A 17619-nucleotide genomic window follows, 5' to 3' on the forward strand; every position below is an offset into this window, starting at 1 on the left:
TTCTAATTTTAAACACCACGTTGGTTATCGTAGAGGAGGGTATGGAGTTGAGGAAGGACGCGGACATTGCCCCAGCTATCGTCGGCAGCGATACGTTCCCAGAGTTCTTTGAGGCGGTCCAGTTGGTCTTGGATAATATTGCCTGTGGCCTTGGGCTCAGGATTTCCAGCCGATAAGAAGAGGACATCTGGTTGGTAGCGTTCTTGTATTCCTTTAGCAAAGGCCAAATCTGCATCGTCAAAGACAGGGATTTTAAAGGTGACCTTATCTGGATCCAGTTGGGAAACGATAAAGTCCAGGGTCTCAAAGTTGACTTCCATCTTGGATGAAGGAGGTTTGGGACTGAGAGTAACTTGGTCGATGTCTTTTAACCAATTTTGCCAGCGAGAACCTTGAGTCTCGACAGCAAGGGTGACACCGCGTTCCTTGAGCTTGGTGACCAATTCGGCCATGTTGGCTGCTAGGATAGCAGGATTTCCCCCAGATAGGGTTACATAGTCGTAGTTCCCTAATTTATCCAACTCAGCAATGACCTCGTCAGCCGTCATGCGAGTTGGTTTTTCAGAACCATCCCAAGTAAAGGCAGAGTCGCACCAGTCGCAGTGGTAGTCACAACCGGCAGTGCGGACAAACATGGTTTTCTGCCCGATAGCACGGCCTTCACCTTGAAAGGTTGGGCCAAAGATTTCCAGAACTGGTAGTTTGAGGACACGTTCCCTAGTCATCTAACCACTCCCGTCTAAACTCTGCAAAGGAAGTCGGAGTTTCATAGAGGCGGACGTATTCCAAACGAAGACCGCGTTCATCTGGCAACTCTTGGTTCATGGTTTGGAAAATCCAGTAAACCATATTTTCAGCAGTCGTGTTCATATAGGGCAGGGTTTCATTGAGATAGCGATGATCCAAGTGGGGCTCTAAGAAGTTCTTGTAGATCGCTTTGATGTCTCCAAAATCGTAGGTCATACCACGCTCATCTAAAAACCCACTGACAGCAATTTGCAGATGATAGGTGTGGCCGTGCAGGGATTTGCATTTTCCCTCATAGTGAAAGAGGTGGTGGGCAGCATCAAAGGTAAATTCTTTTGATACCAAGGTTCTGTAAGGATTGTAGATAAGCGACTCCCCAGTTTCCTGTTTGATTTCTTTGGGTGCAAAAAACATTAGTCCTCTCCTTTCTGTGAGAGATAAACATCTAGACCATGTTGACGTAGGTGGCAGGCTGGGCAATCCCCACAGCCACTGCCGATAATTCCATTATAGCAGGTCAAGGTCTTTTCACGAACATAGTCGAAGGCACCGAGTTGGTCAGCCAATTCCCAAGTTTCAGCCTTGTCCAGCCACATGAGAGGTGTTTGGATAACGAAGTCGTAATCCATGGCTAGGTTGAGGGTGACATTGAGAGATTTGACAAAGACATCTCGACAATCGGGGTAGCCTGAGAAGTCTGTCTCGCAGACACCTGTCACGATGTCTTTAATACCTCGTTGCTTGGCAAGAACTGCTGCAAAGGATAGAAAGAGGTGGTTGCGACCGTCAACGAAGGTATTGGGAACTTCTCCCTCTTTTTGCTCAATCTCCATATCAGAGGTCAGGGCATTTTCAGTGATTTGCCCCAGCAGAGACATATCGAGGATATGATGACGAATGCCTTGTTCCTTAGCAATTTTTTCAGCGACTTGAATTTCGAGATGATGACGTTGGCCGTAGGCAAAGGTAACGGCTTCTACCGTTTCATAGTGTTTTTTAGCCCAAAAGAGGCAGGTTGTAGAATCTTGACCGCCACTAAAGACGACCAAGGCTGATTGACGTTTCATAGTACTCCTTCCGAAATGGGAAATGTTCAGAGCACGCAAAAAGCTCCCTTGAGGGAGCTAAAAAATACCAAGTCAAGGTTTTTTTTAGCGATGGCATGTCCCAAACATCGTAATATTCTACATACAGTCTAGCATATTTTTTGAAAAATGGCAAAGGGCAAGAAAAAAGAGACCAAAGAAAGTACTTGGTCTCTAGTGTGATTAGCTCAATTCAGCAACGATGGCCTTGATTTGTTCTGCTGTGTGAACACCAGCAACTTGTTTGACAACTTGGCCGTCTTTTTTGAAGAGAAGGGTTGGGATAGACATGATTCCAAAAGCACGAGCTGTGTTTGGATTTTCATCAACGTCCATTTTAACGATTTTTAAAACATCTTCTGAAAGTTCTTCAGACAATTTGTCCAAGATTGGACCTTGCATACGACATGGACCACACCAAGTTGCCCAGAAGTCTACCAAGACCAAACCGTCTTTTGTTTCTTGTTCGAATGTTGCATCTGTAATTGCTTTTGCCATTGTATTTCTCCTTTTTTAGTTATATTGGCTTAAATCTTGTTTCTTGAGATAGAAGAAGATATCTCCATAAGTCCCATGGTAGTCCAAATCATGACCGTTGTAGGTTAATTTTTGGACAGGATAGTAGTCTGCGACGCCGATAAGGCAAGCTTGTTGCGAACGATCAAAGTCGTCATAAGATTCGAAAGTTACAGTTCTTTCGTTCTTGCTGGCATCTAGATAGGTAATTTCAATCATTTTAAAAACTCCTTTGTTTAATGATGATTTTATTTTACTCCTTGTAAAAGAGAATGTCAAGAAAAATGATTGCGCACGCAACTTTTTTTCTAAAATCATCTTAAATCAAGAAATCCAAACCAGTTTCCAAGCTTTCTTCAACAGCCTTTTGTAGTGTGGCCAGTGTATTTTGTCCATCACTTGTCAGGCAGATAAAGCTAGAACGCCTATCTTGATCACAACACCTGCGACTAAGTAGACCGCAATTTTTGGCTTCCAAGCGAGCCACCATCCGAGAAACAGCGCTCGGGCTCAGATGAAGCTTATCTGGCAGGTCAATCTGGCGTAGAGATTTTTCTTGAGCCAAGTCCAGATAGTAGAGCAGGTAAAACTCTTTCAAGGTCAGACTTTGCTCGCTCTGCTGGGCAATAGTCTCTTCCAAGAGACTTTCAATTTCTTTCTGACGACGATTGAAGTCAAACCATTTTTCCAAATAGGTCATAGTATCTCCTTTCTTTTTAGAGTTGTAAATAGAAGAAAGTCCATTCACGGACAGTCTCTGCATCACAAGATGATTGCGCATGCAATAATTATACTACTTTTCAAAAGAGCTGGCAAGAAGGACGCTGGAATATTTTATCCTAAATCATGCCTGTTTTCACAAGTCAAGAATTGTTTGTATCCCCTTTCTTCTCAAACTTTCATCAACTCTTGTGCATTTCCTTGAAATTTTCTGAAAAAAGAGTAAACTGGTATGCAAGAAGTCTATTTCGTGGAGTTTAGGATGAAATTATATGTTCAATTAATGATTCTCTTTGTGATTTCTCTAATCGGAGAGGGGATCTCTAGTTTCTTTCATTTGCCCATCCCAGGCAGTATTATAGGTTTGATTATTCTCTTTCTAGCCCTACAATTCAAGTGGCTGAGAACTAGACATGTCAACATGGTGGGGAATTTCTTGCTGGCCAATATGACCATTCTCTTTTTACCGCCAGCAGTGGGAATCATGGAGAAGTTTGATGTGATTGCTCCCTATCTTTTGCCAATTGTTTTGATTGTCTTTTTTGCAGCAGTCATCAATATTATCCTCATAGCCTTGGTAGTTCAGTTCATCAAGAGACGGTTTGAGGGAGATTATGAGAAAGGAGATGCCAAATGAGTGAATTTGTTTCCAATCCCCTGTTTGGGCTTGCCCTATCAATCCTAGCTTATCTAGTAGGAATGCTGATTTACAGACGTTTTCCCCATCCATTGACAACGCCCTTGCTTTTGTCAGCTGTTTTCATTATCATCTTTCTAAAGGTGACGGGTATTTCTTACCAAGATTACTACCAAGGTGGGGTTTATCTGAACAACTTGATTGTCCCATCGACCGTGGCTCTAGGGATTCCGCTTTATAAGAGTTTTCACTTGATGAAGCACCATGCTCGGAGTATTCTCTTTGGTAGTCTGTTAGCGGTAGTGGTCAATACCTCTTTCACGGCCCTTGTAGCTAAGATTTTTGGAATGGACTTTTTCCTAGCCATTTCACTCTTTCCCAAGTCAGTGACAACCGCCATGGCAGTGGGAATCACAGAAAAATTGCAAGGTTTGACGACTGTGACCTTGGTTGTTGTGGTGGCGACTGGGATTTTAACTAGTGTCATCGGCCCAACCCTCTTGAAGTGGTTGAAAATAGATGATCCAGTAGCTGTTGGTCTTTCTCTTGGAGGAACAGGTCATGCTGTCGGAACAGGAACAGCCTTTCGATACGGCTCTGTAGCAGGAGCCATGGGTGGCTTGGCTATCGGTGTCACAGGTATTCTCTATGTCTTTGTCAGCCCTATTGTAGCCAGTTTGATATTGAGTTAAAAAGCAAGGAATTCGGGTTCCTTGCTTTTTCAAATCGTATGTTATAGACTATTACTTTTCTTTACTTAAGTGAATGACTTGGTCATAGTGTTTTAAGTCTTCTTCCGTGTAGTGGTGAATGACTTCAATGACTGTTTGAGGTAGGGAGAAGAGCAAGTCGCTAATTTTTCTGCTATTTTCCGAGTCAAGATTGGCCTTGATTTCATCTGCCAAGATAAGTTGGCTATCGTGGTAGAGAGCACGAGCGATTTCAAGGCGTTGTTTCTCGCCACCAGACAGACTGTCATTGCTGAGCGTTCGATTTTTCAAATGTTCTAATCCTGTTTTTTTGAGGATATGATTTAAAGTCTCTTGTTTTTTATCCAGTCCCAGAAGGATATTGTCTTCCAGAGAGAGCGTGTCAAAGTAATGGCTATCTTGGAGGATATAGGAACTAAGGCTTGTGATTTCTTGACGTGACAGGTTCTGACCAGCAAAGCTAATCTGTCCACTTGTCGGTGTCTCTTCTCCATGAATGATATTGAGCAGGGTTGTTTTACCAGAGCCACTTTCCCCGATAATGGCAATTTTTTCTCCTTGCTTGATGTGCATGGAAATCGGAGACAGGAGGCTATTTCCATCTTTTTCTAAGGAGATGCTGTTAAGCTGGATAGGGAAAATATTTTCTATGCTTCTAGGCGAGATGAAGTCAGACTGGCCCAAAAGTTTTTGGTATTTGTTGAGAAGAGTTCGATTCGCTTTTCGGGTGTTGGTAAAGTATGCCAACTCTTGGAATTGATAGCCGATGTTATGGGAAACTAGATAGATGGCCACAAAACTCGCTGCATCTAAATAATTATAGTAGGTCATAAAGCCACCGATGACGATTGGTGTGACAGAACAAAAGGCATCGATGCTATTGATCAAGAGACTGTTTAAAGTTCGTTGCTTTTCATAGTTAATTTCGGTATCTAAACTGGTTTGTAATTGCTTTTGATAGCGAGTAAAAAAGAAATCTTGCCCCTGATAATGGCGAATTTGTTGGCTACCACCAATAAAATTTGTCAAGCTTGCTAAGTAGCTCTGGTTAACAGTGGACCGCTTTTCAGAAAGTGAATCCAAACGCTTTGATCCAATAGCACTGCAGAGTACAGGAAAGGAGTAGAAGAGGATGAAAATCAAGCCCAGGTAAAAATTGGTCCAAAGGGCATAGAGAATAGACACAGTGGTGAAGCCAAGGGAAGAAATGATGATGACCGTTGGTTCAATATAGCTTTCTTCTAGTTGCTTGACGTCGTTTTCTAGGTCAGACAAAATATCCTTTTCATCAATCTCATAACTGTTTAAAAATCGCTTGAAAATAGCACTCTTGATTCCATATTTGAAGTCAGTAATCAAACGAGCGTAGTAATAGCGTTTCCCAGCTAAGCCTAGTAAGAGGATGAGGTTTCCAAGGATTCCCAAAATCAAGACTTTCCAAAGAAGTCCTAGTTCTTGATCGGTAAAACTAGCAACAATATTCTGAACAAGGGCTGGCGTGATAATCGCTTCCAGCCAAGTAATGGCAATAGAAAAGAAGTAAAGTAAGAGGTGTTTCTTAGTAACAAATCTTCTCAGCATAAAGACTTGACCTCCTTATCAATATACATGTAATCAATTTTAAAGTTATTATACTCCTTTTTATTAAATACTTCATATAAAAATGTAAGTCCTGAGAACGAAAAAAGCCTAGCGAGTTATTATCGCTAGACTCTGAATTATTGTAAATTAACCTTGTTTTTCAAGATGTGATAAGTTCCTAGATAGTAGATGGCTATAAGAATAACTTCTTCCAGAATAGTCATGATAATGCCCATCTGGAACTGATCAGCCCCTCCTGTGGTTGATGGGAAGTAGAAACCAGGGTTAGAACGATAGAAGAGTTCAATAAAGCCAACGACGATTTGGATACCAATGTAGGCTACAATTGACAGTGCGGTACGGTATTCATTGAAAAGCTGTCCAATAGAAATAGCCAAGTAGATGCAGAGGATTCCAGAAATGGTATTTAGTAGGAAGGATACTCCCATAAGAGAGAGTTGAGGAAGGTGTGTTTCTATAAATGGAATCAAGTCAGAAGTTGCAAACCAATCTGGAGCCGTAAGGGTCAGAACAATGAAAGCACTGATTGCTAGTACAGTAGTGCTGACAATAGACCAGATAAAGGCACCGACTAGTTTGGCTGAGATGATATAATGTTCAGAAACTGGCAATGTCAAAGTCAGATAACCTTGTCGGTCATAGACACTACCTTTGAAGCGTTTAATAATTAAGAAAATAGTTGAAATCCCCAGTGTAATCATCAGCCCCCCAAAGACAGTAGCTAGAAAAAGTAGCATAGAAAGTTGACTTTCTTTGGCAGGTAGATTGTTATAAGTCTGTGTCTGTATTCCGATAAGGGCAGAAAGGGCTAGCACGGCAACGTAGAGGGCTAAATACCACTTGTTAACATTTTTAAATTCGTAGCGAACTAAATTCCAAAACATAATAATCTCCTTTGCTTAGGCCTTAAATTCCTGACGGAAGAGCTGGTCGATGGATTCACCTGACTCATAGCGAATATCATCTACATTACCTTGACGAACGACTTTTCCATCCTTTAGGAAGACAATTTCATCCAAGATTGGCTCGATATCAGAAATCAAGTGGGTAGAAATCAAAACGGTAGAAGTTGGTGAGTAGTTATTGATAATGGTATTGAGGATATAATCACGGGCTGCTGGATCCACCCCACCAATGGGTTCGTCTAGAACGTAGAGACGAGCATCACGACTCATAACCAAAATCAGTTGTACCTTTTCCTTATTCCCTTTTGATAATTTCTTGAGACGACTATTTTCATCAATACCTAGGTCTGCAAGTAGATGATGGGCGCGTTCAAGATTGAAATCTTTATAGAAGGTCTTGAAGTAGGTTAGGGCTTCTTTGACCTTCATTTGCTCATTGAGATAGGTCGTATCCGGCAAATAAGCTACGATGGCCTTGGTTGCTGGGCTTGGGTCCATGTCGTTGATAAGGACGCGTCCTTGATCTGGTTGTAAGAGGCCATTGATTAGTTTAATCAGGGTTGTTTTTCCTGAGCCGTTTGGGCCAAGGAGACCGACAATTTTTCCAGCTGGGATGTCAAGAGAAACATTTTCAAGGGCTGGGGTTGCTCCATAAGATTTGGATACATTTTCAAATGCTAGTAATGACATAGGCTTAAACTCCTTTAATATAATCGCCGACTACGCCTGGTAGTTCTTCTTTTTCATAGCCAAAATGGGTCATGGAGGAAACGAAGTGTTCCAATTCTTCTTCTGATAATTGTTTGCGCGATTGGGCGATCAGTGCCTTATCCTCAGTCACAAATCGTCCAGTTGTCCGTTTGCTGTAAACAAATCCTTCTCGTTCGAGGTCTGACAAGGCTCTTTGGATGGTGTTGGGATTGACACCAGCCTCGCTCGCCAGCTCCCTCACGGTTGGAAGTTGTTGATTGGGTTCCAGTGCATGGGAGACAATCTGAAGCTTGATTTTCTCCATAATCTGTAAATAAATGGGTTTTTTGTTGTCAAATGTCCAGGACATCTTGGTCTCCTTTCTTTTATCCCTTTGTCTTAATTAAATAATACAACAAAACAAAAAACTTGTCAAGCAAAAAGAAGAATTGTTTTGGGAATCGCTTAAAAAATGGTATAATGAAAAGAAAACGATAAGGAGGGAAAGGATGCGTTGTCCAAAATGTGGGGCTACCAAGTCAAGTGTTATCGATAGTCGCCAAGCAGAAGAAGGGAACACTATTCGTAGAAGACGTGAGTGCGACGAATGCCAGCACCGTTTTACAACCTACGAACGAGTAGAAGAAAGAACCTTAGTGGTTGTTAAAAAAGATGGCACACGGGAACAATTCTCCAGAGATAAAATCTTTAATGGGATTATCCGCTCAGCCCAGAAACGTCCTGTGTCAAGTGATGAAATCAACATGGTAGTCAATCGTATCGAACAGAAACTCCGTGGTCGAAATGAAAACGAAATTCAAAGTGAGGACATTGGTTCACTCGTCATGGAGGAGTTGGCTGAATTGGACGAGATTACTTATGTACGTTTTGCCAGTGTCTATCGTAGTTTTAAGGATGTCAGTGAGTTAGAGAGCTTGCTCCAACAAATCACCCAGTCCTCTAAAAAGAAAAAGGAAAGATAAATGAAGCCAATTGACCGTTTTTCTTATCTAAAGAATAATCGGGTGTCGCAAGATACCTCATCTCTGGTACAGTGCTACCTCCCGATTATCGGTCAGGAGGCGCTGAGCCTTTATCTTTATACGATTAGTTTTTGGGATAATGGTAGAAAAGAATACCTCTTTTCAAGTATTCTCAATCATCTCAACTTTGGGATGGACAGACTTTTAAAATCCTTGAAAATTCTATCTGCTTTCAATCTCTTGACACTCTATCAAAAGGGGGACGCTTATCAGCTAGCTATCCATGCCCCTCTCTCGAGTCAGGACTTCTTAGAACATCCTGTTTATCGCAGACTTTTGGAGAAAAAAATTGGCGATGCAGCTGTGGAGGATTTGAAACTTGAAAGTGCTGACGGTGAAGAAATCTCTGTCTCGCTCAATCAAGTCTTTCCAGACTTAGCAGAACTAGGAAATCAAGAAGACCTTAGTCTCAAGAAGAAAGTGGCCAACGATTTTGACTTGGACCATTTTCGTCAACTTATGGCTCGAGATGGGCTTCGTTTTGCGGATGAGCAGTCCGATGTCTTGAACCTCTTTGCCATTGCCGAGGAAAAGAAATGGACCTGGTTTGAGACCTATCAGTTGGCCAAGTCAACAGCTGTTTCCCAGGTTATTTCAACCAAGCGTATGCGGGAAAAAATTGCTCAAAAACCTGTTTCCTCTGACTTTAGTCCTAAGGAAGCAACCATTATCAAGGAAGCAAAAAGCAAAACTGCTCTGCAGTTCTTGGCAGAAATCAAGCAAACACGCAAGGGAACCATTACCCAAACAGAAAGAGAACTCTTGCAACAGATGGCTGGCTTGGGCTTACTGGACGAAGTCATCAATATCATTCTCTTGTTGACCTTTAATAAGGTAGATTCGGCAAATATCAATGAGAAATATGCCATGAAGGTGGCTAATGACTATGCCTATCAAAAGATACATTCGGCAGAAGAGGCAGTTCTTCGGATCCGTGAGCGAGGGCAGAAGAGCCAGGCTCAAAAAAGCAGTAAACCCAGTCCTACCAAGTCCAATGTACCCAAGTGGAGTAACCCAGATTATAAGAATGAAACCAGCGAGGAAACTCGTCTGGAACTAGAACGTAAGAAACAAGAACTATTAGCTCGATTAGAAAAAGGAGGAGATTAGATGGAAAGTGTCGGAGACGTACTCAAACGTCAACCTAGCCGTTTTCATTATCAAGATTTGGTCCAGAAAATCATGAAGGATCCTGATGTTGCGGCCTTTATCCAGCAAGAATCCTTGACTCCAGAGGAATTAAATCGCAGTATCTCCAAGTTTAATCAGTACATCACCGAGCGCGACAAGTTTCTCCGTGGTGATACGGATTATATTGCCAAAGGCTACAAGCCGATTTTGGTTATGAATCATGGTTATGCGGACGTTTCTTATGAAGAAACTCCTGAACTAATCGCAGCGGAAAAAGAAGTGGCTATTAAGAACCGTCTCAAGTTAATCAATCTGCCAGCCAGTCTCAGGAAAGCTAGTTTGGCTCAAGTAGATTTAGATGATTTGGGGCGCTTGCCAGTTTTTGAAAAGCTATTAGCCTTTGTGGAGCAATATCCAGCTATTCGAAAAGGTCTTTACCTATATGGAGATTTTGGTGTGGGCAAAAGTTTCATGGTGGCTGCCTTGGCCCATGATTTGTCAGAAAAACGTGGTGTTTCATCAACTCTCCTCCACTATCCTAGCTTTGTCATTGATGTCAAAAATGCTATCGGTGATGGTAATGTTAAGACCTTAGTGGATGAGATTAAGCTTTCTGAAGTCCTGATTTTAGATGACATTGGTGCCGAGCAATCAACAGCTTGGGTACGTGATGAAATACTGCAAGTCATTCTTCAATATCGGATGCAGGAAAATTTACCGACCTTTTTCACCTCCAACTTCAACTTTGAAGAATTGGAGCTGCATTTCGCTAAAGGGAAACATGGAAATGACGAAACCTGGGAAGCTAGGCGGGTCATGGAACGCATCCGTTATTTGGCTGAGGAGACTCGTTTAGAAGGAGTGAACCGTCGATGACAGAAACAATCAAATTAATGAAGGCTCATACTTCAGTGCGCAGGTTTAAAGAGCAAGCCCTTCCTAAGGAAGACTTGACTGAAATCCTGACAGCAGCCCAAATGGCCTCGTCTTGGAAGAATTTCCAATCCTACTCTGTGATTGTGGTACGAAGTCAAGAAAAGAAAGAGACTTTATATGAATTGGTGCCTCAAGAAGCCATTCGCCAGTCAGCTGTTTTCCTTCTCTTTATCGGAGATTTGAACCGTGCAGAAAAGGGAGCACGACTCCATACGGATACCTTCCAACCCCAAGGTGTGGAAGGTCTCTTGATTAGTTCGGTCGATGCGGCCCTTGCTGGTCAAAATGCCCTGCTGGCAGCTGAAAGTTTGGGCTATGGAGGTGTCATCATTGGTTTGGTACGGTACAAGTCAGAAGAAGTGGCAGAGCTCTTTAACCTGCCTGACTACACCTATCCTGTCTTTGGGATGGCACTAGGTGTGCCAAATCAAGAACATGAAGTCAAACCTCGCTTGCCATTGCATCAAGTGGTATTTGAGGAAGAATACCGAGAACAGTCAACTGATGCAATCCAAGCTTATGACCGTGTACAGGCGGACTATGCTGGTTCGCGTGCGACCACAAGCTGGAGTCAGCGTCTAGCAGAACAGTTTGGTCAAGCTGAACCAAGCTCAACTAGAAAAAATCTTGAACAGAAGAAGTTATTGTAGAAAGTGAGAAATTATGGCCCTACCAACTATTGCCATTGTAGGACGTCCCAATGTTGGGAAATCAACCCTATTTAATCGGATCGCTGGTGAGCGAATCTCCATTGTAGAAGATGTCGAAGGAGTGACACGTGACCGTATCTATGCAACGGGTGAGTGGCTCAATCGCTCTTTTAGCATGATTGATACAGGAGGAATCGATGATGTCGATGCTCCTTTCATGGAACAAATCAAGCACCAGGCAGAAATTGCCATGGAAGAAGCAGATGTTATCGTCTTTGTCGTGTCTGGTAAGGAAGGGATTACTGATGCAGACGAATACGTAGCCCGTAAGCTTTATAAGACCCACAAACCAGTTATCCTCGCGGTTAACAAGGTGGACAACCCTGAGATGCGAAATGATATCTATGATTTCTATGCCCTCGGTTTGGGTGAACCACTGCCAATCTCATCTGTCCATGGTATCGGTACAGGGGATGTGCTAGACGCTATTGTAGAAAATCTTCCAAATGAATATGAAGAAGAAAACCCAGATGTGATTAAGTTTAGCTTGATTGGTCGTCCTAACGTTGGAAAATCAAGCTTGATCAATGCTATTTTGGGAGAAGACCGTGTCATTGCTAGTCCTGTTGCTGGAACAACGCGTGACGCTATTGATACCCACTTTACAGATACAGATGGTCAAGAGTTTACCATGATTGATACGGCTGGTATGCGTAAATCTGGTAAGGTTTATGAAAATACTGAGAAATACTCAGTCATGCGTGCCATGCGTGCTATTGACCGTTCAGATGTGGTCTTGATGGTCATCAATGCGGAAGAAGGTATTCGTGAATACGATAAGCGTATTGCAGGATTTGCCCATGAAGCTGGTAAAGGGATGATTATCGTGGTCAACAAGTGGGATACACTTGAAAAAGACAACCACACTATGAAAAACTGGGAAGAAGATATCCGTGAGCAGTTCCAATATCTACCTTACGCACCGATTATCTTTGTATCAGCTTTGACCAAGCAACGTCTCCACAAACTTCCTGAGATGATCAAGCAAATCAGCGAAAGTCAAAATACACGTATTCCATCAGCTGTCTTGAACGATGTGATTATGGATGCCATTGCCATTAACCCAACACCGACAGACAAAGGGAAACGACTTAAGATTTTCTATGCGACCCAAGTGGCAACCAAACCACCGACCTTTGTTATCTTTGTCAACGAAGAAGAACTCATGCACTTTTCTTACCTGCGTTTCTTGGAAAATCAAATTCGCAAGGCCTTTGTTTTTGAGGGGACTCCAATCCATCTCATCGCAAGAAAACGCAAATAAAAAAGTAGAATCTGGAATGACATTTCCAGATTTTTTTGATAAAATGAAGTTGAAGAAAGCGCTATCAAAAAGAGGTGTTGATGATGGAACATTTGTTTAAATTGTTAATCTTATTACCCTGTTTTTACTTTTTCAGCTGGATTGAAAAGGCCAACAGAGATAGTAAATTTTTCCCAATTTTTTACTATTTTTACTGGATTTACATCACCCTCTATGCTCTTTTTAGCCTTGCTTGGACAGTTTTTTCAGTCTTGTTTTTCAATATCCTATTGAGAAATGTGGCAGACATCAAGTCTTGGGGCATTTGGCTATTATTACTACTTATTGCTTTTTCCAGTTCTTGGTTAACCTATATCTTTTTCAAAAAAATGCTTCGCTTGAGACGGGAACTGGGGAAGTCTAAAGGTGGAAAGCATTGATTTATATTGGTAAGAACATTTAATAGAATGAAACTAAAGAAAACAATTTTAAAGAGGAGGTGTCGATGATGAAACTGTCGTTTAATTGGTTTCATTTGATACTCTTATTTCCCTGCTTTTACTTTTTTTATTGGATAGATAATGCTGATAGAAACAGTAAGTTTTTCCCCATCTTCTACTATTTTTACTGGATTTATATTTCCCTTTTAGCTCTGTTTAGCTTGGATATGACAATTTTTTCATTCTTATTTTTCCCTTTTGTTCTAGATTATGTATCAGATGCTAGTGATTGGGGTGTTTGGTTGCTTCTGATAGTCTTATCTCTAGGCAGTGACTGGTTAACCTATATCTTTTTCAAAAAAATGTTTCGCTTGAGACGAGAACTAGGGGAGTCAAAAGGTGGAAGGTATTGATTTATATGGTTTTTATTGATAGGAGGTAGCTTATGACACGTCTAAAATCATTTATTACACGCTATTCTAAGGTCTATATTGGTTTAGTTCTGCTGATCTGGCTGGCTTTCTTCTTTCTTCCTTGGGATAAACCAGTTCTGGGAATATCTATCAATCTCTTAATCATGCAGAAAGTTTTACTAGTTTTTGGAATTCTGTCGATTTTGATGGCCTTGCTGTCCAAGAAAGTCAGTCTCTTTGTTTTTGGATTGATCTGCTGTTTTTCTCTTTGGATAAATCTATTTATCCTATTTGCTATTTTGCCGATTTTTGGCAATTAAAGTATCATAAAAATCAGAGAGGTTAGCTTGGAAACTAGCCTCTTTTTCCTTTTCAAAATGGGGATTCTTCCTTGAAAATAATCAGTAATTGTGCTAAAATTAAAAGAACATTCTAAAATATTCGGAATTTAAAGTAAGGAAAAACATGGCTAATATTTTAAAAACAATTATCGAAAATGATAAAGGAGAAATCCGTCGTCTGGAAAAGATGGCTGACAAAGTTTTCAAATACGAAGACCAAATGGCTGCTTTGACAGATGACCAACTAAAAGCAAAAACAGTTGAATTTAAAGAACGTTATCAAAATGGAGAATCACTGGATTCATTGCTTTATGAAGCATTTGCGGTTGTCCGTGAAGGTGCTAAACGTGTCCTAGGTCTCTTCCCATATAAGGTTCAGGTCATGGGGGGAATCGTTCTTCACCATGGTGACGTGCCAGAAATGCGTACAGGGGAAGGGAAAACCTTGACTGCGACCATGCCGGTATACCTCAATGCCCTTTCAGGTAAAGGGGTTCACGTAGTTACGGTCAATGAATACCTGTCCGAACGTGACGCGACTGAGATGGGTGAATTGTACTCATGGCTTGGTTTGTCAGTAGGGATTAACTTGGCTGCCAAATCTCCAATGGAGAAAAAAGAAGCCTATGAGTGTGACATTACCTACTCAACCAACTCAGAAATCGGATTTGACTACCTTCGTGATAACATGGTCGTTCGCGCTGAAAACATGGTACAACGTCCGCTTAACTATGCCTTGGTCGATGAGGTTGACTCTATCTTGATTGACGAGGCTCGTACACCTTTGATCGTATCAGGTGCTAACGCAGTTGAAACCAGTCAACTCTATCACATGGCAGACCACTATGTAAAATCGTTGGACAAAGACGACTACATCATCGACGTGCAGTCTAAGACTATTGGTTTGTCTGATTCAGGGATTGACAAGGCTGAAAGCTACTTCAAGCTTGAAAATCTCTATGACATCGAAAACGTAGCTCTGACTCACTTTATCGATAACGCCCTTCGTGCCAACTATATCATGCTTCTCGATATTGACTATGTGGTGAGCGAAGAACAAGAAATTTTGATTGTCGACCAATTTACAGGTCGTACTATGGAAGGTCGTCGTTATTCTGATGGATTACACCAAGCTATTGAAGCTAAAGAAGGTGTGCCAATCCAGGATGAAACTAAGACATCTGCCTCAATCACGTACCAAAACCTTTTCCGTATGTACAAGAAATTGTCTGGTATGACGGGTACAGGTAAGACTGAGGAAGAAGAATTCCGTGAAATTTACAACATTCGTGTTATTCCAATCCCAACAAACCGTCCTGTTCAACGTATTGACCACTCAGACCTACTTTATGCAAGTATCGAGGCTAAGTTTAAGGCGGTTGTCGAAGACGTTAAGGCTCGTTACCAAAAAGGTCAGCCTGTCTTGGTTGGTACAGTAGCGGTTGAAACCAGTGACTATATTTCTAAGAAATTGGTCGCAGCTGGCGTTCCTCACGAAGTCTTAAATGCTAAAAACCACTATAAAGAAGCCCAAATCATCATGAATGCTGGTCAACGTGGTGCTGTTACTATCGCAACCAACATGGCCGGTCGTGGTACCGACATCAAGCTTGGTGAAGGTGTTCGTGAACTTGGTGGACTTTGTGTGATTGGTACAGAACGTCATGAAAGCCGTCGTATCGATAACCAGCTTCGTGGACGTTCAGGTCGTCAAGGAGACCCAGGTGAGTCACAATTCTACCTATCTCTTGAAGATGATTTGATGAAACGTTTTGGTTCTGAACGCTTGAAGGGAATCTTTGAACGCTTGAATATGTCTGAAGAGGCCATTGAGTCTCGTATGTTGACGCGTCAGGTTGAGGCGGCGCAAAAACGTGTCGAAGGAAATAACTACGATACCCGTAAACAAGTCCTTCAATACGATGACGTCATGCGTGAACAACGTGAGATTATCTATGCTCAACGTTACGATGTCATCACTGCAGATCGTGACTTGGCACCTGAAATTCAGGCTATGATCAAACGCACGATTGGTCGTGTCGTTGATGGTCATGCGCGTGCGAAACAAGATGAAAAACTAGAAGCAATTTTGAACTTTGCTAAGTACAACTTGCTTCCTGAAGATTCTATTTCAATCGAAGACTTGTCAGGTTTGTCTGATAAGGCTATTAAGGAAGAACTCTTCCAACGGGCCTTGCAAGTTTACGATAGTCAGGTTTCAAAACTACGCGATGAAGAAGCAGTTAAAGAATTCCAAAAAGTCTTGATTCTACGAGTGGTAGATAACAAGTGGACAGATCATATCGATGCCCTCGATCAATTGCGTAATGCGGTTGGACTTCGTGGCTATGCTCAGAACAACCCTGTTGTTGAGTATCAGGCAGAAGGTTTCCGTATGTTTAATGACATGATTGGTTCGATTGAGTTTGATGTGACACGCTTGATGATGAAAGCACAAATTCATGAACAAGAAAGACCACAAGCAGAACACCATATCAGTACAACAGCGACCCGCAATATCGCTGCCCACCAAGCAAATATACCAGAAGATTTGGATTTGAGCCAGATTGGACGGAATGAACTTTGCCCATGTGGTTCTGGTAAGAAGTTTAAAAACTGTCACGGTAAAAGACAATAAAATGAGATAGTTTAGAGGCGGATACCTTGTGAAAAGTAAATTTTTACTTGGTATCCGTTTGCTTTATAAGGAGATGAGTTATGGTATTTACAGCAAAAAGTCCTAAAATTAATATTGAAGAAGTTCGTGCCTTATCAAAATTAGAAGGCCAAGCTTTGGAGAGAAAATCACAGCGCGATCAAGAGCTAGAAGCCATTATACGTGGAGAAGACCAGCGAATTCTCTTGGTGATTGGGCCATGCTCATCTGACAATGAAGAAGCTGTTCTTGAATACGCTAAGCGTTTGGCAGCTCTACAAGAAGAAGTGGCAGACCGTATCTTTATGGTTATGCGTGTTTATACTGCCAAACCCCGTACCAACGGAGATGGCTATAAGGGCTTGATTCACCAACCTAACGCGACAGAAGCGCCTAGCCTCATCAACGGAATCAAAGCCGTGCGCCATCTTCATTATCGTGTCATCACAGAAACAGGTATGACGACAGCTGACGAAATGCTTTATCCTGAAAATCTACCGCTTGTGGATGATTTGATTTCTTACATGGCGGTTGGTGCCCGTTCAGTTGAAGACCAGCAACACCGCTTTGTGGCAAGTGGAGCAGATTTCGCGACTGGGTTTAAAAATCCAACATCTGGAAATCTCAATGTTATGTTTAATGGGATTTATGCTGCTCAAAACAAACAAAGTTTCCTCTTCCTAGGAAAAGAAGTAGAAACAACCGGGAACCCGCTTTCGCACGCTATTCTTCGTGGAGCGATTAATGAGTATGGTAAGAATATTCCCAACTACTACTATGATAATTTGATGGATACCATTGCCCAGTATGAAAAAATGGGCTTGGAAAATCCCTTTATCATTGTTGATACCAATCATGATAATTCTGGTAAGCAATACATGGATCAGATTCGAATTGTCCGCCAGACCTTGATTAACCGTGATTGGAATGAAAAAATCAAGCAGTACGTTCGCGGCTTTATGATTGAGTCTTATCTAGAAGACGGCCGTCAAAATGAACCAGAAGTATTTGGCAAGTCTATCACAGATCCTTGCCTTGGCTGGGAAAATACGGAAGTCCTCGTCAGAGAAATCTACCAAACGCTAGGAGAATAA

At 41.8% G+C, this 17619-nt stretch carries 22 protein-coding genes; 12 read left to right on the forward strand and 10 right to left on the reverse strand.

The window, feature by feature from the left end:
* Positions 1-8 precede the first annotated feature (8 nt).
* The 6 genes from queE to QMQ21_RS16660 all read right to left on the reverse strand — a co-directional run bounded on the left by queE (position 9) and on the right by QMQ21_RS16660 (position 3048).
* Entirely contained in the window at positions 9-725 is a 717-nt protein-coding gene (gene queE, locus QMQ21_RS16635) for a 7-carboxy-7-deazaguanine synthase QueE (protein ID WP_192855418.1), read from the reverse strand.
* Positions 718-1161 carry a 6-carboxytetrahydropterin synthase QueD gene (gene queD, locus QMQ21_RS16640; RefSeq protein ID WP_004256098.1) on the reverse strand — a complete coding sequence of 148 codons (444 nt, stop codon included), beginning with the start codon at positions 1159-1161 and terminating at the stop codon, positions 718-720. The genes queE and queD overlap by 8 nt, the downstream gene beginning before the upstream one ends.
* Positions 1161-1814, reverse strand: coding sequence for a 7-cyano-7-deazaguanine synthase QueC (gene queC, locus QMQ21_RS16645; protein ID WP_004256100.1), 654 nt, complete (start codon positions 1812-1814; stop codon positions 1161-1163). Before queC ends, queD begins: the two co-directional genes overlap by 1 nt.
* 201 nt (positions 1815-2015) lie before the next feature.
* Complete coding sequence (gene trxA / locus QMQ21_RS16650; protein WP_001029581.1) at positions 2016-2330, reverse strand: thioredoxin; 315 nt, start codon at positions 2328-2330, stop codon at positions 2016-2018.
* Between the two features lie 15 nt (positions 2331-2345).
* Complete coding sequence (locus tag QMQ21_RS16655) at positions 2346-2567, reverse strand: DUF4649 family protein (protein WP_000570250.1); 222 nt, start codon at positions 2565-2567, stop codon at positions 2346-2348.
* A 100-nt stretch (positions 2568-2667) separates the two neighbouring features.
* Positions 2668-3048 carry a MarR family winged helix-turn-helix transcriptional regulator gene (locus tag QMQ21_RS16660; RefSeq protein WP_261045003.1) on the reverse strand — a complete coding sequence of 127 codons (381 nt, stop codon included), beginning with the start codon at positions 3046-3048 and terminating at the stop codon, positions 2668-2670.
* A 282-nt stretch (positions 3049-3330) separates the two neighbouring features.
* Here QMQ21_RS16660 and QMQ21_RS16665 point away from each other — a divergent pair, with 282 nt between their 5' ends.
* Both QMQ21_RS16665 and QMQ21_RS16670 read left to right on the forward strand, forming a co-directional pair.
* The gene (locus QMQ21_RS16665) at positions 3331-3705 is read left to right on the forward strand and encodes a CidA/LrgA family protein (protein ID WP_000781325.1); all 375 of its coding nucleotides are present in this window, start codon (positions 3331-3333) and stop codon (positions 3703-3705) included.
* Positions 3702-4397 carry an LrgB family protein gene (locus QMQ21_RS16670; protein WP_001288952.1) on the forward strand — a complete coding sequence of 232 codons (696 nt, stop codon included), beginning with the start codon at positions 3702-3704 and terminating at the stop codon, positions 4395-4397. Before QMQ21_RS16665 ends, QMQ21_RS16670 begins: the two co-directional genes overlap by 4 nt.
* A 51-nt stretch (positions 4398-4448) precedes the next feature.
* On the opposite strand, the gene gggC is transcribed toward QMQ21_RS16670, so the two are convergent.
* The 4 genes from gggC to QMQ21_RS16690 all read right to left on the reverse strand — a co-directional run bounded on the left by gggC (position 4449) and on the right by QMQ21_RS16690 (position 7982).
* Positions 4449-5996, reverse strand: coding sequence for a streptosactin export ABC transporter GggC (gene gggC / locus QMQ21_RS16675; protein ID WP_261071906.1), 1548 nt, complete (start codon positions 5994-5996; stop codon positions 4449-4451).
* Between the two features lie 137 nt (positions 5997-6133).
* A complete protein-coding gene (locus QMQ21_RS16680; RefSeq protein ID WP_261814830.1) occupies positions 6134-6901 on the reverse strand; it encodes a hypothetical protein in 768 nt (255 codons plus the stop codon).
* A gap of 15 nt (positions 6902-6916) precedes the next feature.
* Positions 6917-7612, reverse strand: coding sequence for an ABC transporter ATP-binding protein (locus QMQ21_RS16685; RefSeq protein ID WP_004256110.1), 696 nt, complete (start codon positions 7610-7612; stop codon positions 6917-6919).
* A 4-nt stretch (positions 7613-7616) separates the two neighbouring features.
* The gene (locus QMQ21_RS16690; protein WP_004256112.1) at positions 7617-7982 is read right to left on the reverse strand and encodes a GntR family transcriptional regulator; all 366 of its coding nucleotides are present in this window, start codon (positions 7980-7982) and stop codon (positions 7617-7619) included.
* Between the two features lie 139 nt (positions 7983-8121).
* On the opposite strand from QMQ21_RS16690, the gene nrdR reads away from it, so the two are divergent.
* The 10 genes from nrdR (at position 8122) to QMQ21_RS16740 (ending at position 17619) form a co-directional block, all read left to right on the forward strand.
* A complete protein-coding gene (gene nrdR, locus QMQ21_RS16695) occupies positions 8122-8595 on the forward strand; it encodes a transcriptional regulator NrdR (RefSeq protein ID WP_001203672.1) in 474 nt (157 codons plus the stop codon).
* Complete coding sequence (locus QMQ21_RS16700; RefSeq protein WP_261814831.1) at positions 8596-9765, forward strand: DnaD domain protein; 1170 nt, start codon at positions 8596-8598, stop codon at positions 9763-9765.
* Positions 9766-10662 carry a primosomal protein DnaI gene (gene dnaI, locus QMQ21_RS16705; protein WP_261814832.1) on the forward strand — a complete coding sequence of 299 codons (897 nt, stop codon included), beginning with the start codon at positions 9766-9768 and terminating at the stop codon, positions 10660-10662.
* On the forward strand, positions 10659-11372 hold the full coding sequence (locus tag QMQ21_RS16710; protein ID WP_153195757.1) for an NADPH-dependent oxidoreductase: 714 nt from the start codon (positions 10659-10661) through the stop codon (positions 11370-11372). The genes dnaI and QMQ21_RS16710 overlap by 4 nt, the downstream gene beginning before the upstream one ends.
* 13 nt (positions 11373-11385) lie before the next feature.
* A complete protein-coding gene (der, locus tag QMQ21_RS16715) occupies positions 11386-12696 on the forward strand; it encodes a ribosome biogenesis GTPase Der (RefSeq protein WP_001207696.1) in 1311 nt (436 codons plus the stop codon).
* An 83-nt stretch (positions 12697-12779) separates the two neighbouring features.
* Positions 12780-13115 carry a hypothetical protein gene (locus tag QMQ21_RS16720; protein WP_004238753.1) on the forward strand — a complete coding sequence of 112 codons (336 nt, stop codon included), beginning with the start codon at positions 12780-12782 and terminating at the stop codon, positions 13113-13115.
* 65 nt (positions 13116-13180) lie between these two features.
* Positions 13181-13528 carry a hypothetical protein gene (locus QMQ21_RS16725; RefSeq protein WP_261039200.1) on the forward strand — a complete coding sequence of 116 codons (348 nt, stop codon included), beginning with the start codon at positions 13181-13183 and terminating at the stop codon, positions 13526-13528.
* A 32-nt stretch (positions 13529-13560) separates the two neighbouring features.
* Positions 13561-13848 (forward strand): hypothetical protein, encoded by a 288-nt coding sequence (locus tag QMQ21_RS16730; RefSeq protein ID WP_261814833.1) that lies wholly within the window; start codon positions 13561-13563, stop codon positions 13846-13848.
* Between the two features lie 145 nt (positions 13849-13993).
* Entirely contained in the window at positions 13994-16507 is a 2514-nt protein-coding gene (secA, locus tag QMQ21_RS16735; RefSeq protein ID WP_023943775.1) for a preprotein translocase subunit SecA, read from the forward strand.
* A gap of 80 nt (positions 16508-16587) precedes the next feature.
* Positions 16588-17619 (forward strand): 3-deoxy-7-phosphoheptulonate synthase, encoded by a 1032-nt coding sequence (locus QMQ21_RS16740; RefSeq protein ID WP_004258559.1) that lies wholly within the window; start codon positions 16588-16590, stop codon positions 17617-17619.

The sequence above is a fragment of the Streptococcus bouchesdurhonensis genome, assembly GCF_948472335.1.